The 23,054-nt window shown below is 42.3% G+C and carries 17 protein-coding genes; 7 read left to right on the forward strand and 10 right to left on the reverse strand.

Features of this window, described 5'->3' with window-relative positions; all coding sequences use genetic code 11:
• Nucleotides 1–137: 137 nt before the first annotated feature.
• Nucleotides 138–383, reverse strand: a complete 246-nt coding sequence (locus ACIY19_RS06720) for a YneF family protein (protein WP_000364980.1) — start codon at nt 381–383, stop codon at nt 138–140.
• Nucleotides 384–706: 323 nt separating this feature from the next.
• Between ACIY19_RS06720 and ACIY19_RS06725 the strand changes: the two genes are divergently transcribed.
• The gene (locus ACIY19_RS06725; RefSeq protein ID WP_409003016.1) at nt 707–5,953 is read left to right on the forward strand and encodes an SIALI-17 repeat-containing surface protein; all 5,247 of its coding nucleotides are present in this window, start codon (nt 707–709) and stop codon (nt 5,951–5,953) included.
• A gap of 69 nt (nt 5,954–6,022) precedes the next feature.
• Here ACIY19_RS06725 and mraY read toward each other — a convergent pair whose 3' ends face one another.
• Genes mraY through rsmH form a run of 4 tightly spaced genes read right to left on the reverse strand, consistent with a single transcriptional unit; the run spans nt 6,023 to nt 10,541 of the window.
• Nucleotides 6,023–7,003, reverse strand: a complete 981-nt coding sequence (gene mraY / locus ACIY19_RS06730) for a phospho-N-acetylmuramoyl-pentapeptide-transferase (RefSeq protein ID WP_000470791.1) — start codon at nt 7,001–7,003, stop codon at nt 6,023–6,025.
• A 1-nt stretch (nt 7,004) separates the two neighbouring features.
• Nucleotides 7,005–9,260, reverse strand: coding sequence for a penicillin-binding protein PBP2X (gene pbp2X, locus ACIY19_RS06735; RefSeq protein WP_409003017.1), 2,256 nt, complete (start codon nt 9,258–9,260; stop codon nt 7,005–7,007).
• A 3-nt stretch (nt 9,261–9,263) separates the two neighbouring features.
• A complete protein-coding gene (gene ftsL / locus ACIY19_RS06740; protein WP_000227931.1) occupies nt 9,264–9,581 on the reverse strand; it encodes a cell division protein FtsL in 318 nt (105 codons plus the stop codon).
• A 9-nt stretch (nt 9,582–9,590) separates the two neighbouring features.
• Nucleotides 9,591–10,541: a 16S rRNA (cytosine(1402)-N(4))-methyltransferase RsmH gene (rsmH, locus tag ACIY19_RS06745; protein WP_000159379.1), complete on the reverse strand. Its 951-nt coding sequence runs from the start codon at nt 10,539–10,541 to the stop codon at nt 9,591–9,593.
• Between the two features lie 166 nt (nt 10,542–10,707).
• On the opposite strand from rsmH, the gene ACIY19_RS06750 reads away from it, so the two are divergent.
• The 4 genes from ACIY19_RS06750 to ACIY19_RS06765 are packed head-to-tail and all read left to right on the forward strand — an operon-like array spanning nt 10,708 to nt 12,364.
• Nucleotides 10,708–10,902: a helix-turn-helix transcriptional regulator gene (locus tag ACIY19_RS06750; RefSeq protein WP_001082471.1), complete on the forward strand. Its 195-nt coding sequence runs from the start codon at nt 10,708–10,710 to the stop codon at nt 10,900–10,902.
• Between the two features lie 15 nt (nt 10,903–10,917).
• Nucleotides 10,918–11,460: a DUF3278 domain-containing protein gene (locus ACIY19_RS06755; RefSeq protein WP_409003018.1), complete on the forward strand. Its 543-nt coding sequence runs from the start codon at nt 10,918–10,920 to the stop codon at nt 11,458–11,460.
• 10 nt (nt 11,461–11,470) lie between these two features.
• Nucleotides 11,471–11,812 (forward strand): hypothetical protein, encoded by a 342-nt coding sequence (locus ACIY19_RS06760; RefSeq protein WP_000838131.1) that lies wholly within the window; start codon nt 11,471–11,473, stop codon nt 11,810–11,812.
• Between the two features lie 12 nt (nt 11,813–11,824).
• Nucleotides 11,825–12,364 carry a DUF3278 domain-containing protein gene (locus ACIY19_RS06765; protein WP_409003019.1) on the forward strand — a complete coding sequence of 180 codons (540 nt, stop codon included), beginning with the start codon at nt 11,825–11,827 and terminating at the stop codon, nt 12,362–12,364.
• A gap of 113 nt (nt 12,365–12,477) precedes the next feature.
• Here ACIY19_RS06765 and ACIY19_RS06770 read toward each other — a convergent pair whose 3' ends face one another.
• The 5 genes from ACIY19_RS06770 to ACIY19_RS06790 are packed head-to-tail and all read right to left on the reverse strand — an operon-like array spanning nt 12,478 to nt 15,974.
• Nucleotides 12,478–13,086: a TipC family immunity protein gene (locus ACIY19_RS06770; protein WP_409003023.1), complete on the reverse strand. Its 609-nt coding sequence runs from the start codon at nt 13,084–13,086 to the stop codon at nt 12,478–12,480.
• A 4-nt stretch (nt 13,087–13,090) separates the two neighbouring features.
• Nucleotides 13,091–13,702 carry a TipC family immunity protein gene (locus ACIY19_RS06775; RefSeq protein WP_409003020.1) on the reverse strand — a complete coding sequence of 204 codons (612 nt, stop codon included), beginning with the start codon at nt 13,700–13,702 and terminating at the stop codon, nt 13,091–13,093.
• Between the two features lie 10 nt (nt 13,703–13,712).
• Complete coding sequence (locus ACIY19_RS06780; protein WP_409003021.1) at nt 13,713–15,350, reverse strand: hypothetical protein; 1,638 nt, start codon at nt 15,348–15,350, stop codon at nt 13,713–13,715.
• Entirely contained in the window at nt 15,340–15,699 is a 360-nt protein-coding gene (locus ACIY19_RS06785; protein ID WP_049505163.1) for a DUF3958 family protein, read from the reverse strand. Before ACIY19_RS06785 ends, ACIY19_RS06780 begins: the two co-directional genes overlap by 11 nt.
• Complete coding sequence (locus ACIY19_RS06790; protein WP_049505164.1) at nt 15,696–15,974, reverse strand: TIGR04197 family type VII secretion effector; 279 nt, start codon at nt 15,972–15,974, stop codon at nt 15,696–15,698. Before ACIY19_RS06790 ends, ACIY19_RS06785 begins: the two co-directional genes overlap by 4 nt.
• 201 nt (nt 15,975–16,175) lie before the next feature.
• Here ACIY19_RS06790 and ACIY19_RS06795 point away from each other — a divergent pair, with 201 nt between their 5' ends.
• Both ACIY19_RS06795 and ACIY19_RS06800 read left to right on the forward strand, forming a co-directional pair.
• A complete protein-coding gene (locus ACIY19_RS06795; RefSeq protein ID WP_049505165.1) occupies nt 16,176–16,652 on the forward strand; it encodes a glutathione peroxidase in 477 nt (158 codons plus the stop codon).
• Between the two features lie 342 nt (nt 16,653–16,994).
• Nucleotides 16,995–22,946: an alpha-L-fucosidase gene (locus tag ACIY19_RS06800; RefSeq protein ID WP_409003022.1), complete on the forward strand. Its 5,952-nt coding sequence runs from the start codon at nt 16,995–16,997 to the stop codon at nt 22,944–22,946.
• Nucleotides 22,947–23,054: the final 108 nt, after the last annotated feature.

The following is a 23,054-nucleotide window of genomic DNA, read 5'->3' on the forward strand; positions in this document are numbered from 1 at the left end:
AGACGGGTTGATAGAATGGCAACTGCCTCTCTTTTAATCATAATCAAATATCAATAGAATGCAAGGAAAAAGTCTTATCCTTGAGAACTATTGAACATAGTGAGAAGTCTGGAACTTTCATCCCAGACTTTTCCTATTTATTTCTTTTTATTGTTAGCAAGAGCTGCTTTTTGTTGGCGGATAATTTGGTGGTAAACTTGTTGTACCTTGGCTTCGCTTGGTTTTTGACCATTTGCACTCAAAAGAGCACGAACTGCCTCAGCGTTCAAGCGTGGGTTGTCCGCAAATTCTTTTTCGATTTGCTTACGAACCAAGTACATCCCTCCAAGAGCTCCTCCTAGAAAAGCTAACACAATCAAGATAATTGCTAAAAGTAAATCCATTCTTTTTCTCCTGTTTCTTTTTGAGTCTTCTATATTATACCATAAAGTGACTTTCCTGACTAGTTTGTTTTACGCTTTCAAGAGGGGTTTAAGTCAATTCTAAGCTAGTCTTATAATCAGATTGAACTATGAAATTACGAATAATTCCACCCTTTCCTCTCTTTCTTCTACTATTTTAAGAAAAAGCAATCTCAAATATGTTTTTCACCAAAAACCTCTTGACAAATGCTAGATGACCAGTAGAATGGGAGGTAAATAGAAACAAAAATATAGGGATTTGTTTTACAAAATGTAAACGATTCCAAATACTAAAGGAGATTTCTATGGATAAAAGATTTTGGGAGAAATCCTGTCGCTATAGCATCCGCAAACTAACGGTTGGGACTGCTTCTGTTTTGCTGGGGGCTGTTTTTCTAGTCAACCACACTGTAGCCGCAGACAGTGTTGAGGTTAAGCAAACTGAACCAACCTCTGTCGAAGCTATCACTAAGCCTGATAGTGAACCCAAAGCAGCTGAAGCGACTGAAACTACAAATCCGTCTCTAGCCGAGAGTCCAGTAGTTTCCGAAAGCAAGCCAGCTGAGGAGACTCCGAAGACAAATAGTCAAGCTAGTGAAGAAGCCATTGTAGAAGCTAAAGAAAATAAGGAACCTGAAAAAGCAGATCAGCCTGTGACAAAGCAAGAAAACTATCAACTCAACTACGATCAGCCAACAGCTCCTTCCTACGATGGATGGGAAAAACAAGCCCTTCCTGTCGGAAATGGCGAGATGGGAGCCAAGGTCTTTGGACTGATTGGCGAAGAAAGAATCCAGTACAATGAAAAGACCCTCTGGTCAGGAGGACCACAACCCGATAGCACCGACTATAATGGAGGAAACTACAAGGATCGCTACAAGGTCTTAGCAGAGATACGTAAAGCCCTCGAAGCTGGTGACCGCCAAAAAGCAAAACAGCTAGCTGAACAAAATCTAGTTGGACCAAACAACGCCCAGTATGGACGTTACCTAGCCTTTGGAGATATCTTCATGGTCTTTAATAACCAGAAGAAAGAACTAGATACTGTAACTGATTATCATCGTGGTTTGGATATCACAGAAGCCACTACGACCACTTCTTACACCCAAGATGGGACGACCTTCAAACGCGAAACCTTCTCCAGCTATCCTGATGATGTCACTGTGACCCACTTGACCAAAAAAGGAAACAAGACACTTGACTTTACCCTTTGGAACAGTTTGACAGAAGATTTGCTTGCTAATGGCAACTACTCTTGGGAATATTCTAACTATAAGAATGGTCATGTCACTACAGATGCAAACGGAATCCTTCTAAAGGGAACTGTCAAAGATAACGGCCTCCAATTTGCATCCTATCTAGGAATTAAAACGGACGGAAAGGTGACTGTTCAGGACGAAACTCTGACCGTTACAGGCGCAAGTTATGCAACCCTCTATCTCAGTGCCAAGACTAACTTTGCTCAGAATCCAAAAACCAACTATCGAAAAGACATTGACCTCGAAAAAACAGTTAAAGGGATTGTCGAAGCAGCTAAGGCCAAAGACTACGAGACACTTAAAAAGGACCATATCAAGGACTATCAAAGTCTCTTTAACCGCGTTAAACTAAACCTAGGTGGAAACAAGACTGCTCAAACGACAAAAGAGGCCCTTCAAGGCTATAACCCAGAAAAAGGACAAAAACTGGAAGAACTCTTCTTCCAATACGGACGTTATCTACTCATCAGTTCGTCTCGTGATCGGACAGATGCCCTTCCTGCCAACCTACAAGGAGTCTGGAATGCTGTAGACAATCCACCTTGGAACGCTGACTACCACCTCAATGTCAATTTGCAAATGAACTATTGGCCCGCCTACATGAGCAACCTTGCTGAAACAGCCAAGCCCATGATCAATTACATTGACGACATGCGCTACTATGGTCGTATTGCTGCCAAGGAATACGCTGGTATCGAATCCAAAGACGGACAAGAAAATGGTTGGCTGGTCCACACCCAGGCGACACCATTTGGCTGGACTACGCCTGGTTGGAATTACTATTGGGGTTGGTCTCCAGCTGCTAATGCTTGGATGATGCAGAACGTCTATGATTACTACAAATTCACCAAGGATGAGACTTATCTCAAAGAAAAGATTTATCCAATGCTCAAGGAAACAGCTAAGTTCTGGAACTCCTTCTTGCACTATGACCAGGCCAGTGACCGTTGGGTTTCTTCTCCATCCTACTCACCAGAGCATGGAACTATCACGATTGGGAATACATTTGACCAATCTCTAGTTTGGCAACTCTTCCACGACTATATGGAGGCAGCTAATCATCTCAATGTCGACCAAGACTTGGTGACAGAAGTGAAGGCTAAATTTGACAAACTCAAACCACTTCATATCAATAAAGAGGGGCGCATCAAGGAATGGTACGAGGAGGACAGTCCGCAATTCACAAATGAAGGGATTGAAAATCACCACCGCCACGTTTCCCATCTAGTTGGTCTCTTCCCAGGTACACTCTTTAGCAAGGACCAAGCCGAATACCTAGAAGCTGCGCGTGCTACCTTGAACCACCGTGGAGATGGTGGGACTGGTTGGTCTAAGGCCAATAAAATCAATCTCTGGGCTCGTTTGCTGGACGGTAACCGTGCCCATCGCTTGCTCGCTGAACAGCTCAAGTATTCAACCCTAGAAAACCTTTGGGATACCCACGCGCCTTTCCAAATCGACGGAAACTTTGGGGCAACTAGTGGGATGGCCGAAATGCTTCTCCAATCACACACTGGCTATATTGCACCATTGCCAGCCCTTCCAGATGCATGGAAAGACGGTCAAGTTTCTGGCTTGATTGCCCGTGGTAACTTTGAAGTCAGCATGAAGTGGAAAGATAAAAATCTGCAAAGCTTGTCCTTCCTTTCAAATGTCGGTGGAGACTTGGTTGTAGACTATCCAAATATCGAAGCCAGTCAGGTTAAGGTCAATGGCAAAGCAGTCAAGGCAACTGTCCTCAAAGATGGCCGCATCCAACTGGCAACACAAAAAGGTGATGTCATTACCTTTGAACATTTCCCTGGTCGCATAACCAGTCTGACAGCAGTTCGACAAAATGGAGTCACTGCCGAACTCACCTTCAACCAAGTAGAAGGCGCTACCCACTATGTCATCCAAAGACAAGTAAAAAATGAATCTGGCCAAACCCCTGCAACTAGAGAATTTGTAACCAATCAAACTAACTTTATCGACCGATCACTCAATCCTCAACATGCCTATACTTATACCGTCAAGGCGATGCTGGGCGAAGTTTCCACACAAGTATCTGAACAGGCCACTGTCGAAACCTATAGCGAGTTGATGGACGACCGAGATAGCCGTATCCAGTACGGAGCCGCCTTTGGAAACTGGGCAGACGCAGAATTATTTGGAGGAACAGAGAAATTTGCTGACCTTTCAAAAGGAGACTACACAGACGAAGACCTCACTGCCACCATTCCTTTCACTGGCGATGGTATCGAAATCTATGGACTGAAATCGTCTGAACTAGGTCTTGCCACTGCTAAAATTGATGGCAAAGAGGTCGGGGAGCTTGACTTCCATACTGCTGGGACAACTGAAAAAGGTAGTCTCATCGGTCGCTTCGCAGGATTATCTGACGGACCTCACACATTGACTCTTAGTGTTAAACGTGAGCACAAAGGACGTGGTAGTGAGCGCTCAAAAATTTCCTTAGACTACTTCAAGATCCTAGCTGGAACAGGCAATACGATTGAAAAAATGGATGATCGTGATTCGCGTATCCAGTATGGTTCCCAGTTTAAGGACTGGTCTGACCCTGAACTCTACGGAGGCACGGAAAAGTACGCTGATATTAACAATAGCGACTCTAGTGCAGCTTCAGAAGCTCAGGCAACTATTTCCTTTACAGGGACGGGTATTCGTATCTTTGGCTTAAAGAGCCTCGCTCTTGGACGAGCACGTGTTACACTAGATGGCAAAGAAATGCCAAGTCTAGACTTCTACACTTCAGGTGCAACTGAAAAGAGAGCTTTTATTGGCGAATTTACAAATCTCACTGACGGTCCGCATACCCTGACATTACAAGTTGATCCAGATTCGCCAGAAGGTCGCAAGAAAATCTCTCTAGACTCCTTTGATATCATCAAAGCTCCAGCTGTTGGTTTAGATAGCCCAAGTATCGCACCTCTTAAGGAAAATGACAAAACCATTTCCTTAAGCCTACCAGCTGGAGATTGGGAAGCCATCGCAGTGACCTTCCCAGGTGTCAAAGATCCTCTAGTTTTGCGTAAGGTGGATGAAACGCATCTGGTTACCAGTGGGGATCAGACTATCCTATCAATCCAAGACAATCAAGTTCAAATCCCAATCCCTGACGAAACCAATCGCAAAGCTGGAAATGTCATTGAAGCTTATACCATTCAAGGAAATGCCACAAGCAGCCCCATCGTGGCCGTCTTTACTAAAAAGGATGAAAAGAAAGTTGACGAGAAGCAGCTAACTACAAGCAAGGGGGATGAACCAGCTCCTACTGTAGAGAAACCTGAGTACACTGAACCTATCGGGACTGCGGGGCAAGACGAACCAGCTCCAACTGTTGACATTCCTGAATACACTGAGCCTATCGGAACGGCAGGGCAAGAGGAACCGCCTACAGTGACAATACCTGAATACACTGATTCTATCGGAACTGCGGGAGAACAAGAAGCTCCAACAGTTGAAATTCCTGAGTACACCGAGCCTATCGGAACGGCAGGGCAAGAAGATGCGCCTACTGTTGAAAAACCTGAGTACACCGAGCCTATCGGAACGGCAGGGCAAGAAGATGCGCCTACTGTTGAAAAACCTGAGTACACCGAGCCTATCGGAACGGCAGGTCAAGAGGAAGCTCCTACTGTTGAAAAATCTGAGTACACTGACCCTATCGGAACTAGTGGGGATCAGGCTGCTCCAACCCTTACCCTTCCTGATTATCCAGTTCGAGTCTTAAAAGATAAGGAAACTGGAGTAGAAATTATTGGTGGAGTCACTGACTTAGAAGGAATTTCTCATATCTCTAGCCGACGTGTCCTAGCTCAGGAACTCTTTGGCAAGACCTATGATGCTTACGACCTACAACTGAAAAATCCAACAGATCATAGCTTGCAGCCAAAAGGCTCTGTCTTAGTTCGCTTGCCTATTTCAGCTAACGTAGAAAAGGTCTACTATATTACTCCGACCAAGGAGTTGCAAGTCCTTGATTTCACCGTTCGAGACAGAAAGGTAGAATTCATCACTAGTCATTTCAGCACCTATGCTGTCGTCTATCAAGCTGCTGGAACAACCTCTAACACAGAGGAAAAACCAAGTGCTTCAGATGAAGAAACCTTGACACACGAGACTGAACAACTTTCATCTAGTCCTAGCCTTGCGAAAACTGGAAATCATTCTCCTAAAGAACAACTTCCAGCAACAGGAGATGCGTCCAACCCACTCCTCTTCTTAGCAGGCCTCAGCCTAGCCCTCACAGCCACTTTTATGTTAAAAGGGAGAAAGGATGACTCCAACTAACCTTTAAGCACACAAAAACAGGATGAAGATCCCCTTCATCCTGTTTTATTTTGTAATCAAAAGTTAGTTTTACAGTAGGTATAAAAAGGCTAAGGTCACGAGACTAGCAAGCAAGCCCACTCCCCAGAAGAAGAAATCGACCTTCCACTCACTCCAGGCTTGGCCTTTACCTGAAAATCCACCCAACTCAAAATGGTGATGAACTGGTGTCATCCGGAAGATACGTTTTCCTCCAGTCAACTTAAAGTAGGTAACTTGCATCATGACAGATGTTGTTTCAAAAACATACACTATCCCAATCAAGAGCAAGGTCCATTCTTGGTGTAACGCCATAGAAATAGCGGCCAACATTCCTCCAAGAGCAAGACTTCCCACATCTCCCATAAAAACTTTAGCAGGCTTATGGTTAAAGACAAAGAAACCAAGAAGACCACCAATCATGGCAAGAATCACTAGGAGAATATCCAATTGGTTTTGTACATAAGCAATGACTCCATAGGCAGATAGGCTAATCACTACTGAGATACTTGCCAACCCATCAATTCCGTCAGTCAAGTTAACAGCATTCGAAAAACCAACTAACCAGAAGAGAGCAAAGAAAATGTAAAGAACGCCTAGGTGCAATGGATACCCAAATACATTTAAGACATCCCCTCCTCTTTCATAAAAGAGATAGAAGATAACTCCTCCTACTAATTGAAGCAAGAGCTTTTGTTTAGGATTGAGCCCTTCATTGATTTTACGAAAAACCTTGAGGAAATCATCTAAGAAGCCAACCAAACCATACAAAACGAGAATAAAGAGGATCATTCCGACATTGTTGGTTAGTTGATTAGTCAAAAGTGCAAGAACTAAACTAACTAAAACACTTGTTACGAGGAAGACTATTCCTCCCATTGTTGGCGTCCCAGCTTTTGCTTGGTGCTGTTTAACATCCTCATGCATCTGTTGGCCTGTAATTTGCGCCTTTCTATAAAATTGGATAAAGGCCGGAATTCCTACTAAAGTTAGTAAAAATGTCACAATTCCAGCACTAATAGAAATAAACATATTAGTCTCCTAAAGTTAATTTAATTTTTTTAATGTTTTTGATAGCTGTATTAGTCCGAACATCTTGCTTCTGAACAACGGAACCTGAACCTTCAAATTCCAGTTCAATATCCAACCATTTAGCAAAGGTCTCGGCAGTCTCTTTTTTCCAGCCATACATGTCTGGAATTTCTTCTACCTTATCCGATAAAAGGAGAACTTGTTGGTTTGGTGCAAGATTGGTCCCTTCTTCTACAGAAGTCTCTTTAATCTTTGTTCCAGTACCTACAACGATTGGTTGCACAATATTTCGGCGTAAGGCTTCCGCCAACTCACCAGGTGAAATATCCTTGATGCTAGGCATTGCATAAGAAGATTCTGTCGTAACTTTATCTAAATTTTTGGCTGGAGATTGAAGATTGAGAGATTCTTTCATAGCTGAAGCCCGCTCCAAGATTGGGGTGGCAAATTCTCCCAACTGGATACCTGAATAATGCTCAGGCTGTTGAACCGTTACATACAAGATAAAATCAGGATTTTCAGCAGGATTCATAGTCACAACTGAGAAAATATAATTGGTAGAACCAACCAAGTATCCTCCATTTTTCTCATCAGCGATTTGAGCCGTACCGGATTTAACTGCTACATTTTGTCCAGGAACTGTTATAATTGGCTTTCCTGTGTAGTGATTATACATAGTTCCATATAGAGGGTCCGTCCCAACTAAGATCATGTGATTTCGAGTTGTGCTTGCTGCCTCTTTGGAAACAGGATTTCCTACTATTTCTTTTTGTGACTTACGTACAGACTGATTGTTAGTATCATAAATAGCACTTATAAATTTTGGCTCCAGCATAACTCCATCATTAGCAATAGCTGTAAAGGCACGAAGCATTTGTGTTTGTGTCACTGAAATTCCTTGCCCAAATGAGCTTTGAGAAATACTAACAATATTATCAGCTGGAAGTTGACCAGCGTATTCATCTGTCAAGCCAAAGCGAGTTGGAACCCCAAATTTAAAGCGTTTTAGATAATCCAACCAAGTAGCATCTCCCATTTTTTGTTCAAGTAGACTCATTCCAACATTACTGGAGTGAGCGAAACTTTGTAAGAAAGTCATCATCCCACCAGTAGTCAAACCTTCATTAACATCCCAATCTCGAGTCGTCGCATCCGCTATTTTGAATTCACTGCTATTGAAGTATTCTCCACTTGGGAAGGTATTATTATCAATAGAAGAAGCTAACGTCATAACCTTCATGCCTGATCCTGGTTCATAGTTACTTTGATAAAGAATATCACGCCAAACAAAGTCCTCAGTGATTCCTTCTTTAGTATCTGCATTAAAGGTAGGTCGTTGGGTGGTAGCGAGGATTTCACCGGTCTTGGCACTAACCAAGGTCGCAGTCATATACTTGCCTTTTAGTTTTTCTAGAAAGGCATCCATCTGAGTTTCCATGAAAGATTGTAGCGGACTAGACAATGTTGTATAAACATCCTTGCCATCCACAGTTTGTTGCGATACCAGTTCTGTACCTGGTACGATATTTCCTACACGGTCTTTTTCATAGGTAATAATACCGTCTGTCCCTGCTAACAAGCTATTCAAGGAACTTTCAATACCAGATGTTCCAATAAGGCTCTTTGAACCATCTTCATTTTCATGGAGCTGAGCTAGACCAATGAAGGATGAAGCAAATTTCCCATTTGGATAACTTCGATTGGGACTAGTGGTAAAATTGACACCCTCGACCTTGGCAGCTTCTAAGTCTTGTTTAATGGACATCATATTAGCGTAGGTAATCCCATTTCCTTTAGCACCAAAGGAAACCTGCTTGAGATTTGGTTGTGAGAGTTGTTCCTTGACGTAACTCTCCTCCATATCCAAGTACTTATGGAAAATTTCGGCTACCTTATTGTACTGAGATTCCTCAACATATAGAATATCTCCATTCGCAGACTTATAATCCTTATCAATGACCGCATAAACATTGTAGGAGGTTGCATCTTCTGCAATTGGCGTTCCATTACGATCATAAATGGTCCCCCTCTTAGCAGGGACTGTTCGAGTCGTTTGGTGGACCCTACTAGCTTCTTTGACCAAGTCAACACCAAACTTTTTCCCCGTACCAATAATCACCGCAAAGTTAACCAAAAAAACAGCAAAGAGAAAAACGGCCAAGAGACTGAGGCTCTTCCCAACTCGTCTGCGGTTTTCAAGGGTAGTTTTGCGATTCTTAATGGCAAAGTGTACTATTTTTTCTTTCCAGGTTTTCATATACTACTCCCCCGATCGGATATTTTCATTATTTAATTGCAAGTCTTGCGAATTCGCAATCCCTGTCAGTCGTTCTGAACGGATCAATTCATTGACTTCTTGCTTAGCATCATCTAGCTCCGTCTTCTTTTCTTCAATCTGAGTATTAACAGTTGTTAATTCACTCTGGACTTGCAAGAGCTTGGTTTGCATATAAACCACACTGATGGCTAAGACAAGGGCTGTAATGGCAATCGAAAGGTAAAAAGCCTTCTCAACACGCGAAAATCTCTTGATACGAGCTTGCAGCAATTGGCTCGTCGTTTCTCTTTTGTCTACCATTTTATCCCCTTACTTGTGAATTTTTCTAGCTACTCGTAGCTTGGCTGAGTGGGAACGATTATTTGCCTCCAACTCCTCCTTGCTTGGTAGAATTGGTTTACGAGAGACTAATTCCATCTTGGGCTTGAGCTCATCTGGAATGAAAGGCAAGCCTTTTGGTATCTCAACTGTTGAAGCCTCTTTGAACAATTGCTTGGTCAAACGGTCTTCCAGCGAATGAAAGGTAATGACTGAGATTCTTCCGTCCACTGCTAGTAATTCCATAGCTTGTTGGATGGACTCATCTGCAGCACCCAGTTCATCATTGACCTCAATACGGATAGCTTGGAAAATCTGCTTGGCTGGATGACCTTTTTTCTTGAGTTCCTTGGCAGGCTTGGCGGACTTGATAATCTCGGCCAATTCTGTCGTTGTCTCAATAGGTTTCAACTCACGCGCTTGCTCAATCTTACGGGCAACCTGTTTAGAGAATTTATCCTCACCATACTTGAAAAAAATCCGAACTAGGTCATGATAGTCATAATGATTGACCACCTCATAGGCCGTCAGACTAGCTTCCTGATTCATGCGCATATCCAGTGGCGCATCCTTTTTATAAGAAAAGCCACGCTCACGCTGATCTAGCTGAGGACTGGACACTCCCAAGTCATAACAAATTCCATCAATTTCCTGGACACCAGCCTCCTGCAAACGTGCCTGCAAATGACGGAAGTTATCCTTGATAAAGGTTACCATCTCTTTTTCGATATAGGGTGCCAAACGTTTTTGCGCGTTATCAATGGCATTCTGGTCCTGGTCAAAGGCATAGAGATGCCCTTTTTCGCTCAATTTACTTAATAAATATTCGCTATGGCCTGCTCCGCCCAAAGTCGCATCAACGTAGATACCGTCAGGTTTTACGTCAAGCATATCAATCGTTTCATGAAGCAAGACCGTTACATGATGAAATTCTTTTGTCATATCCTATCTATTTTACCACAAATCTGACCAGCTTGCACTTGTCAGACAAATAGACAAAAAACAAGTAAGATTTCTTTAAGAAATATGTCAAATATGCTTGACATTCGCTCTATAGAAGAATATAATGTAGTCAAATATATACGACACAAATCAGAAAGGAGAACAGATGAATCGTGTGAAAGAATTTCGCAAAGAACTAGGCATTTCCCAGCTCGAACTCGCCAAAGATATCGGTGTCTCGAGACAGACCATCAATATGATTGAAAACGACAAGTACAATCCAACCCTGGAACTCTGTCTCAATCTCGCCCGCAGCCTCCAAACTGACCTCAACAGTCTCTTTTGGGAGGATAATTTTTAAAAAAGGAGCAAACTCATGAAAAAAGAAACCTTCACTGAAAAACTTATCAAACGCATTTATGGCATTTCAGGACCACTTGATGAACACAAACGACGCGAAGCTGACCGCATCGGAAATAAAATCTTTGTGATTCTCTTTTACCTCATGACTTTAGGTAATCTCATTCCCTTTGTCCTTGCTTATAAATACCCGCAAATTGTCGCTATCGGCTATCCTCTCGTGGTGTTTGGCATTTCGATGGTAGCTGCCCTCTATGTGATCTCCCAAACCAAGAAAACGGGCATCACAGCTATTGATCCCGAAATGCTGAGTCAAAAAGAAAGCAAACAGCTACATCTTCCGGGTCTAAAAGCCGGTCTAATCTATGGCATGGGCATGTTCTTTGGAATACCGCTTCTGAATGTCCTAACCGATGATAGCAAGGATTATCTTGGTTCTCTTTTAAATACAGGGCATTTTGTATCAACTATCCTAGCTACCCTCTTCTTCGGAGTGACCATACAAATTATCGTCTCTCTTCGCATTCGAAAAGCCAAGAAAGACCAAGAAGACGACTAGGAGGTCCCTTATGAAATCACTAGCTAGACTACTGATCAGTCATGTTTTTATCAGTATCTTTGTTACCTTTTTCCTACTTTCTGGACATATTGAGCATCCTTTCTTGATTATCTTTCTTTTATTCCTTCCTGTATTGAACAAGGGACAGAGATTCCAGAAAATCCAATCAAAAAAAATACGTCTTCTAAACGCATCTCTCTGTTTTATCCTCGTATCCTTTCCACAACTTTTAACAAATCCTATGGATTGGAGATACCTGGTATTTCTAATAATCTGTATCATTTTTAGTTTGGTTTACTTCTATACTCTCTATCAACTCTTTAAAGAAGTCAATCAAAAATCGCTCATTTAGGAGATCACTCCCATGAAAAAAGAAGATTTCACCACTCGCTTACTCAAACTATTCTTTCACATACAAGGGCCTTTTGATGAATGCCGTCAAGAGATGATTTACAAGGCTTGTGCCCGTGCCTTGATCCAAATCGTATACTCCTCCCTCCTACTCTTCTTGTTCTATCTCCTATTTGGACGCTTCATAGAGTTGGTTCGAGATGCCATGCCCTACCTCTATTTTGGACTCATTCTGTTCATGAGTATAAAAGCTCAAAGAGCCGTACAAGAGCTTCATCTTGAAAAGGATGACAAATCAGAAATCATCCTCAAAACCTATAGCAAAGCTCAAATCAAATTTCGGAGTTGGATTGTGTTTTTCGGTATTCTAATTGGTTTATTTACTTTGCTATGTTTCCATAAACTCTATGTCCAACAAATTCCTCTTTCTATTTTTTTAGAAAAACTTTTTCAAACAGATATCCTCATCCCTTTACTGGTATTTGGTTTGAGTATTGCTGCTATCTTTGGAAGCATGACCTATGCCTTTTTATCGGAACACGTTAAAAAATAGAGCAAGATTCGCTAATTTCTCATTTTATAGGTAAAGAATCCCACCTAGTTCGTTCTAGGTGGGATTTCCACTTCAATTCATAGGATATTTTCCAAAATATCTACTGACCCTCGTCACCAATTCTCCCACTGGGTTTCAACCTTGACATCACCATAGTTGCTTGGCGAGTACTTGCTGTCATAAATCGAACACCAGTCCTTCAAGACTTTTTGATTGACGATTTTGTCATAGTCTTGCTCTAATTCTTCTTTAGAAATATTATATTTTCTGAGATATTCTCTTATTTTTTCTTCGTCCTCTAGATATTGACCTGGTTGCCTTGGCTCTTCAAAAATCGCAAGCCCTTTTTTGAGAATTTTCTTTTTTATATTATAGTGTGCTGAATACCATAGAGTAATATCCGAATTAATCCTTTTTTCAAAACGTATCGTCATCCCTTTGATACCTTCTCCAAAATTAAAGCTAATACTTATATCTTTATAGTCTCCAAGACGAGTTTGATACTTCCCAGAAGGGGTGTATGCAAAGTATTCACTATCATTAGGCCAAACTTCTCTGATTTCAAAGCCATCTATTTTTCTTAAAATATTATTTGACCGATAGGTTTTCTCCGTCTCCTGATAAATCTCATCAAAGATATTTTTAGGTTGATGGATAAAAAAGTAGAAACAAAATAATACAATTAGTGCATATAACCCTATTAGACCTAATATTTTTTTCATGTTATCACCAATTCTCCCACTGGGTTTCAATCTTGACATCGCCATAGTTGCTTGGAGAATACTTACTGTCATAAAAGGTACACCAATCTTTCAAGACTTTCTGGTTGACGATTTCGTCGTAGTAAGAATCCAAATCCTTGGCAGTGATACCATACTGCTCTAGGTAGGATTTTACCTGAGCTTCGTCTTCGATGTAATTTTTCGTATCTGCCTTCTTCAAAACTATTTTTACAAATTTTTTTAAATTACCTTCTTTATGAGAATATACAGTCCACATTTTTATACTAACGTTGGACTCTATTCGTTTTTCAAATGAAATCAAGCTTAATTGAGCTTCGGATTTAAAATTAAAATCTATAGCAATTTTCTCATAGCTATCTGGTAAAGCATTTCCCTCATAGACAACACTTGGATAAAATTTAGAATCATCACTATACTCTTGATATTTATGTGTCTCAACATCTTTCAACTTGTTAAAGACATTATTTCCTAGATAGGTTTTCTCTGTTTCCTGATAGATTTCATCAAAAACGTTTTTAGGTTGTTTAGGAAAAAAGTAAAAACAAACTGATACAAGTAATACAATTATTGTTAAAACACCTAGTATTTTCTTCATAGACTTCCTCCTAGTCCGCCACGGCTTCCAAGCGATTTAAAAACTTGGACACTCCTGGATATTTTCTTTCAATATATGCTTTAAGAGCATCCTCTCCATCTAGCTTAATATCCGTTGGTCGCAAACTATCATAAATAGTATCTCTGACTGTATCCCAATCCTTATTTTTTAGGAATTCTCTTTCTCTCTGAGAGGAGTCTTTTTGAAGTTCAGCATAGTAAGAAGAGATGGCTTGGTCATAGGATTGCCCATTTTGCATACGGCCGATAAGGTTAACCGAGTCCAAATCCGCCTTGTAGTCATCCTCTCCGATACTTGGCTTCATATCGTTTGCATTAAAGGTCGTATCTCCCTCCCAGCCAGAAAGGTCCTTGACACGCTCTCTACCGCCATAGAGATCGGATAACTGAGCTTGGTTAGGATTAAGATGAGTCGCCATAGTGATGGACTGGTGGGCGAAGTCTGCATGACCTGCTCCATTGTTAGAATAGGCCTTTAACTTGCTGTCCCAAAATTCGTCAAATTTATTATTTTTGCCATAAACTTTTTCATACTTATCTTTCGCTTCATTATACTCTGACAAGTCTCTTGACTTCATTGTCTCCGAATCACTCCCTCCACCAGCTAGTGTATGCTGCAGTCTAAGGTTATAATACAGTTCTTTTGCCTTTTCTTCTTTCAACCCCAGTTCTTGAAAGATTTCAAGAACTGGTTTCAAAGTTCTCAATTTTTGGCCTGTATTCGGATCACTCACAAATTCGTAATAAAAATATTGCCACAATCCACCTGCCGTTTCGTTCCACTTAAAGTCATCATAGTTGGCCGCACCGACGACACGCAAAAAGATATAGTCACGGAACTCTTGACTTGAGGTTGGGAATTTCTTATCTATCCCTTGCTTGATGGTCAAGAGCTGTTGGGCTGTCTCTGCATCAAAGCCGTATTCTGCCATCATGGTCTGGACAAAGGCCTTCTCTTGGCGACTGAGCTTCAAGTCCTTTGTATCAGAATAGGCAGTCAGGTAGTTTGCCCAAGTCAGGTCAGATGGGACTTTAAAGACGCCTGTCTTGGCATCCCAGCTCGTTTCGATCTGGGCCAGCCCACGACTCAACTGCACATCGATACTGTCTAGTTCATCGAACAGTCCTCCTGAATAGCTATCATAGGCACGCAGGTCTCTCAAGATTGTTTCATAGACACGTTTATTCGCGTGGTGTCCTCGCATGAGTTCCACATTACTACGTCTCAATCTCCCTTTTTCTTCGCTATCCATGGTCAAGGAAGAAAGGGATTGGTTGACTTCATCCAGATAGGCGATCATTTGCTCTTCCTGGCGGATCTTATCAAGCAGATCATCCTCACGCCAACTCTTGCTGTCGACCATCGTTTGGTAGTCTTCTGGTAATTTCTTGATAGCTTGAGAGAAGGTTTCTGCATAGAGTTGTCCCCCTTTGCTCAAGTGCAATAAGACACTTGCAAAAAAACTTCTAGCCGAATCATAAGCGTCGCCCTTTAGACTTTCCTTATCCTCTGAAAACTTTTGGATGGCTGATTGCAAGGCTTGATAAGCCTCCACCTGAGATTGACACATGGTCGCTACACTTGAACTTTGTAGTTGCGATTGTTCCAAATACATATCAATGCCCATGACGCGTCTCCTCCTCTCTTTCTAGTTCCTTGCGCCTTTCATAGTAAACCGCATCCAAGTCTCCCTCTAATCGGAACTTTTCTTTCTTCAAATCATCCATGTGGTAGGTGAGGTCCTCAAAGATTTGGTTTTTGAGTTGATTTCTTTGCAGGAGCGTTTCTTCCAACTGTCCTGCGTATCGGCTCTGATAGGCTGCCTCCCACAAATCACTTTGATAACGGTGGCTAGCTCTATCATATCCTTCAAAGGTTTCTATCAGTTCTTTAGTGCGGTATTTCTCTTTTCCATTGTCTTCTAGCTGGTACAAGAGTTCTCGCTCTCTTTTCTTCAACTCATCTAACGTGCTCATGTATGACTCCCAAAACCATTGGCCGCAGCCTTATCTAGCGCTTCAAAATCACTCGCTACAGAGTGAAGTCGTTCGGAAGTTAGGGTGACAGCGGCTGTTATCTGACTAGCTAGATTTTGATCCTTTGTCAGACATTGATGAGCCTTGTTATTCCCTTGAAGGGTCGTTAAGTCATCCTGACTAGCCGCAGCGATCGCTGTTAACGATTGACAAGCATTTTTAAGCTGAGTCGCATATGTTTGCGCAAGATTTATATCACTTTTTACTGTTGACATGGCTGTTTTATCCTTTTTCTGATTCCCTAGTGATAAGTACACTCCATTTAGCTATATAGGCCTATTATACCATGTTTCATAAAAGGAGCATCATTTTGTCCTGATTTATCTACAATTGTGTATTTTTTCAACAACTTCTCTCATCCAACTCGACGAAAAGGGTAAAAACTGTTACAATGTAGAAAAAGAAAAGAGGCTCTCATGACCAGCGTATATGATTTTTCCGTTTTGAACCAAAACAACCAAGCAACTCCCCTGGAGAGCTATCGTGGCAAGGTTCTCTTGATTGTCAACACTGCTACAGGATGTGGTTTAACGCCCCAGTACCAGGGGCTTCAAGAACTCTATGAACGCTATCAAGATCAGGGCTTTGAAATCCTAGATTTCCCTTGCAATCAGTTTATGGGACAAGCACCCGGCAGCGCAGAGGAAATCAATAGTTTCTGTAGCCTACACTATCAGACCACTTTCCCTCGCTTTGCCAAGATCAAGGTCAACGGCAAGGAAGCAGATCCTCTTTATGTTTGGCTAAAAGACCAGAAGTCTGGCCCGCTAGGAAAACGAATCGAATGGAATTTTGCTAAGTTTCTCATTGGTCGAGATGGGCAAGTCCTTGAGCGCTTCTCTTCCAAAACAGACCCCCAAACCATCCAAGATTCTCTCCAAAAAATACTCTAATTTCTTTTTAAAACGTATCCTTTCATTTAGTTTGAGCCATGAAAGGATGCGTTTTTTCTTTAAAAAGTAACTGATTTTCTTTAATTTATATTTATTTTTTTGCTTTTTGCTCTTGCAATTCTTTCATTAATTTAGTATATTTGTTATATTAAAAGTTTTCAGTCATTTTAAGGGAGAAATGACCTTTTAAATTTTTTTATCTTAAAATGAAAGCGCTTTATAAACAGGAGGTAAGGTGGCTTACAAATTATCAGAGAGTTTTTTCATTAAATCAAGTTGTAACCAAGTCAGACTTGGGCTTGGGCAGTAGCTGACTGCCTTTCTAAAAACTAGGAGTATATTATGAATCGATACCTTTTTGAAAAAGGGCAAACTTTTAGCATTCGGAAGTTGACTGTAGGAGTGGCCTCTGTTATCGTCGGACTGGCATTTTTTGCTTCTGGAACTGTGCGTGCAGACGAAACGTCTCCTACCACGACATCCAATTTAGATCAGCAAATTAAACAAGTAGCAGATATAGAAGAGACCAAGGCTGAACCAGTCAAAGAAGAAGACCGTGTAGAAGCTGAAAAACAAGAAACACCTGCTGCCGATACCAGCAGTGCTGATTTGCTCCCTGAAGAAATTCAAGACCGTGCCTATCCAGACACACCTGTCAAAGAACTCGACACGACAACTATCGTTGACAAAAAAGCTAGTCCAAAAGTAGAAACTAAGAGCATTCTAAAGGATAAGGAAGAAGCTCCAAAAGAAACTGAGAACGGAAACCGTGCTATCATTAACGGTGGTCAAGACCTCAAACATATCAACTACGAGGGACAACCTGCTACTGCTGCTACTATGGTTTACAGCACTTACAACGCAGGAGAACAACGCTACCTCGTTTCAGGATCTGGTATCTTTGTAGCTCCTAATCTAATCCTTACCGTTGCTCATAACTTCCTAGAGGCCAATAAAGAAACTGGCGAAGGTCACATTCGTGGTGGAAAATCTGCCCAGTTCTACTATAACGTTGGTTCAAACAGCGAAAAGAAAAACTCACTTCCATCTTCTGGAACTACGGTTTTATTCAGAGAAAAGGACATCCATTTCTGGAACAAGAAAGAGTTTGGAAAAGGCTATAAGAATGACCTTGCTCTTGTAGAAGCTCCTATTCCTCTTCCGATTGCTAGTCCAAACAAAGCAGCAACCTTTGCGCCTTTAGCGGAGCACAAGACACATCAGCCGGGAGAAGCCATCAGTACGATTGGCTACCCAACTGACTCGAGCTCAAAAGAACTGAAACAACCTATCCTAGCTGGTCAGCTTTACAAGGCAGACGGTACTATCCGATCTGTTGAGCCCTACGATGATAAGGGAACGACTGGTATCACCTACCAAACCACTTCTGTATCTGGTTTGTCTGGTGGCGGGATTGTCGATAGCCAAGGAAAAGTTCTGGGGATTCACCAACACGGAACCGTTGACAATGGTGTGGCTGAAAAGGATCGCTTTGGTGGCGGACTCGTCCTTTCACCTGAACAACTGAAATGGGTGAAGGACATGATTGCCAAGTATGGTGTGAAAGGCTGGTACCAGGGAGACAACGGAAATCGTTACTACTTTACTGATGAGGGGCGTATGCTTCGGAACGAAACAGCTGTTATCGGAAGCAACGAATATTCCTTCAACCAAGATGGAATCGCTACCTTAACCAAGGGAGTTGAATACGGACGTGTGGTTATCCAACACGAAGACGAAGAAGGAAATCCTGTCAAAGATAATGATACTTTTATCGAACAGACAGCTGTTGATTCGCCATTTGACTACAATTTCAAAAAAGAAATCGAGAAGACGGACTTCTATCAGAAGAATAAAGATAAATACGAAATTGTATCCATTGATGGTGTAGCGGTCAATAAACAACTAAAAGATACTTGGGCTGAAGATTACAATGTTGTCAGCAAAGCGCCTGCCGGTACACGTGTCATCAAGGTGGTCTATAAAGCCAACAAAGGCTCTTTCAAAGTTTACTACCGTCAAAAAGGAACCACTACTGAACTAGCGGAAGCGACAGTTGATAACAATGACGGCCAAGAGTACGACGTTTCCTTTGTCAACACCTTCCATGCAAAAGACATTGCTGGCTACCGTCCAGTCAAAGCTAGCTTGGAAGCAAGGATCCAGCAAAAAGGGGTGAATGAGGTCGTCTTTGAATACGAGCCAGTCGCTGATACAGCTAATCCAATGACTCCTACACCACCAGTAGCTCATCCAGAAGATAAGGAAACTGAGATTGGCAACCATGGACCTCTTCCAAGTAAGGCTCAACTCGATTACCACAAGGAAGAATTGGCAGCTTTCATCCACTACGGAATGAACACTTACACCAATTCTGAATGGGGTAATGGGAAAGAAGACCCCCGATACTTCAATCCAACCAACTTGGATACTGACCAGTGGATTCGTACTCTGAAGGAAACGGGCTTCAAACGAACCATTATGGTTGTTAAACACCACGACGGTTTCGTTGCTTACCCTTCTAAGTATACGGATCATACCGTAGCTGCTAGTCCATGGAAAGATGGAAAGGGTGACCTTCTCGAAGAAGTTTCCAAGTCTGCTAGCAAGTACGACATGAATATGGGTGTTTACTTGTCACCATGGGATGCCAATCATCCAAAATACCATGTCGCAACCGAAAAGGAATACAACCAATACTATCTCAACCAACTGAAAGAAATCCTTGGAAATCCAAAATACGGAAATAAAGGGAAATTTATCGAGGTTTGGATGGACGGTGCGCGTGGTAGCGGTGCCCAAAAAGTGACCTATACCTTTGATGAATGGTTCAAATATATCAAAGAAGCTGAAGGAGATATCGCCATCTTCTCTGCTCAACCGACAAGCGTTCGCTGGATCGGAAATGAACGTGGTATCGCAGGTGACCCTGTCTGGCATAAAGTCAAGAGAGCCAACATCACAGATGATGTAAAAAATGAATACCTCAACCATGGTGACCCTGATGGTGACATGTACTCTGTAGGGGAAGCTGATGTTTCGATTCGTTCTGGCTGGTTCTACCATGACAATCAACAGCCGAAATCACTCAAAGAGTTGATGGATATCTACTTCAAATCTGTTGGTCGTGGAACCCCACTCCTTCTCAACATTCCACCAAACAAAGAAGGAAAATTCGCAGATGCGGATGTGGCTCGCTTGAAGGAATTCAAAGCAACCCTAGACCAAATGTATGCGACTGACTTTGCCAAAGGGGCCACTGTAACAGCAAGTTCTACTCGTCAGAACCACCTCTACAAAGAAAGTCACCTGACTGACGGTAAAGATGATACTAGCTGGGCGCTCTCAAATGATGCCACAACTGGTAGTTTCACAGTCGATTTAGGACAAAAGAGACGCTTTGACGTTGTCGAACTCAAAGAAGATATCGCCAAAGGTCAACGTATCTCTGGTTTCAAGATTGAAGTCGAAATCAACGGACGCTGGGTGACTTACGGGGAAGGTTCAACTGTTGGTTACCGTCGCTTGATTCAAGGTAAACCTGTAGAAGCACAAAAAATCCGTGTAACTATCACTGGTGCTCAAGCAACTCCAATCTTGACCAACTTCTCTGTCTACAAAACACCAAGTAGTATCGAAAAGACAGACGGCTACCCTCTTGGACTTGAATACCACTCAAATACAACAGCGGATACAGCCGGTACAACTTGGTACAATGAATCTGAAGGTGTTCGTGGCACTTCTATGTGGACCAATCAAAAAGATGCCAAAGTCAGCTATACCTTCACAGGAACCAAGGCCTATGTCGTCTCTACAGTCGATCCAGGGCACGGAGAAATGTCCGTCTATGTTGATGGTCAAAAGGTTGCAGATGTACAAACTAAGAACGCAAGCCGTAAACGCAGCCAAAAAGTCTTTGAGACAGGTGATTTAGCACCAGGCCAACACACTATTACTCTCGTTAATAAAACAGGCGAACCAATTGCTACAGAAGGGATCTACACCCTAAACAATGATAGCAAGGGAATGTTTGAACTCGAGTCTACCAACTACGAAGTCGAAAAAGGAAAACCAGTCACTGTTAAGATTAAACGTGTTGGTGGAAGCAAGGGAACTGCTACTGTTCGCTTTATCACAGAACCTGGAACTGGGGTTCACGGTAAAGTTTACCAAGATACAACTCAAGATGTGACCTTTAAAGATGGAGAAACAGAAAAGACTGTGACCATCCCAACGATTGACTTTACAGAACAAGCCGACTCTATCTTTGACTTTAAAGCCAAGCTCACTTCTGTTTCTGATGGTGCCTTGCTCGGTTTTGCTACCGATGCAACAATCCAAGTGATGAAAGCTGAATTGCTGATCAAGGATCAAACAAGTTATGATGACCAAGCTAGTCAGTTGGATTACAGTCCTGGCTGGCACCATGAAACCAATTCGGCAGACAAGTACCAAAAAACGGAGTCTTGGGCATCCTTTGGTCGCTTAACTGATGAACAAAAGAAAAAGACAACCGTAACAGCTTACTTCTACGGTACTGGACTTGATATCAAGGGCTATGTTGATCCAAATCATGGTATCTACAAGGTATTCCTCGACGGCAAAGAAGTTCCTTACCAAGAGGGGATGGGAAATGCTTCGACTATTGATGGTAAGAAATACTTTAGCGGTCACGCTGCCCAACGCCAAGGCAATCAAACTCTGGTTAGCCTAAAAGGTCTGGACGAAAACTTGCACGCAGTCACCCTTCAACTCGATCCTGATCGAAACGATTTGTCTCGAAATATCGGTATTCAGGTAGACCAATTTATCACTCGTGGCGAAGGCAGTGAACTCTACAGCAAGGCAGATATCATCCAGTCTATCTCAAAATGGAAAGATGATCTGTCAAACTTTGATCCAGCAGGTTTGAAAAATACGGCTACTGCACGCCAAGCTTTCCAAGCAAATCTAGAAAAATTGAGAAACCAACTCAGTACCGAAGCTGTGGATGTTCAAGAAGTCATGTTGACTGTCAGCGCCTTACAAGATATCCTATCCAAGGACGAGAACTATCAAAGAGGCCAAGAGGAACCTAGTCCAGAGCAACCTGAGCAGCCTGAAGAACCTTCTAAACCTGAACAACCTGAACAACCAGCTGAACCAAAACAACCGGAAATTGAGTACGATAAGGCTATGGACAGCTTGACGAAAGCTATCGAGAAAAAAGGCGCTGAACTTGGATCCAACAAGGAAGCTAAGAAGCAATTGTTAGCAATTGCTGACCAAGCCATTGCTGCAATCCAAGAAGCTAAAACTCAGGAAGCAGTCAATCAAGCGCTAGAAACTGCTCTCGAACAAATCAGCAAGCTCGAAGCAGCTCAGCCTGAGAAACCTGCTCAACCTGAAAAACCAGTTCAACCTGAAAAACCAGCTCAACCTGAGAAACCTACTCAACCGGAAAAGCCTGCTCAGCCCGAAAAGCCTGCTCAGCCTGAGAAACCGGCGCAACCGGAAAAGCCTGCTCAGCCTGAAAAACCTGCTCAACCTGAGAAACCTGCTCAGCCTGAAAAGCCAGCTCAACCTGAGAATCCAGTTCAACCTGAACAACCTGCTCAACCGGAAATTCCAGCTCAACCGGAAAAGCCGACTCAACCTGAGAATCCAGTTCAACCTGAAAAACCAGTTCAACCTGAAAAACCAGTTCAACCTGAGAAACCTGCTCAACCTGAGAAACCTGCTCAGCCTGAAAAACCAGCTCAACCGGAAACTCCAGCGCAACCTGAAAAACCAATTACTTCTTCAAGTCCTGAGGATGGGGTTAAAGACCTTGTCTTTACACTTCCAAGCTTGGAAATCGTCAATAAGGTAGTACCATTCAAGACTATCCGTCGCGAAAACCCACAATTAGACAAAGGAAAAGAGCAAGTTCTATCAGAAGGGAAAGACGGTCTCTTAGTCGAGTATGTTGAAGTGAACGGTAACAATCGCAAGGTTCTCCAAACAGAAGCAACTCCAGCACAAAATCGAGTGATTGAGGTAGGTAGCAAACAAAGCTCAGTTGGAACAGAAGCGCCACCAGTTGTGACTCTTCCTGAGTATGTTCTACCAAGAGAGACTGAAAAACCTGCTCCAGTCGTAACAGACAATTCATCATCAAAAGATGAAAAAGCTCCTGTTACAGCTACAATCAAAGAAGACAAGGAAAGAGAACTCCCTGCAACTGGGGAACAAGAAGCAACTGCCTTCCTCTTCTTGGCAGCCATTACTTCAATCTTGTCTCTCCTCATCTTCCAAAGGAATTTTAAAGACTAATAACCCTCTTTGATCGATTCCTTCTAATTATGGCTCTTTGTCAACTGTAGTGGGTTGATGAAAAGCTAAGCTCGAGAAAGGACAAATTTCGTCCTTTCTTTTTTGATA

Source organism: Streptococcus sp. ST14 (genome assembly GCF_046098195.1).
Classification (GTDB): domain Bacteria; phylum Bacillota; class Bacilli; order Lactobacillales; family Streptococcaceae; genus Streptococcus.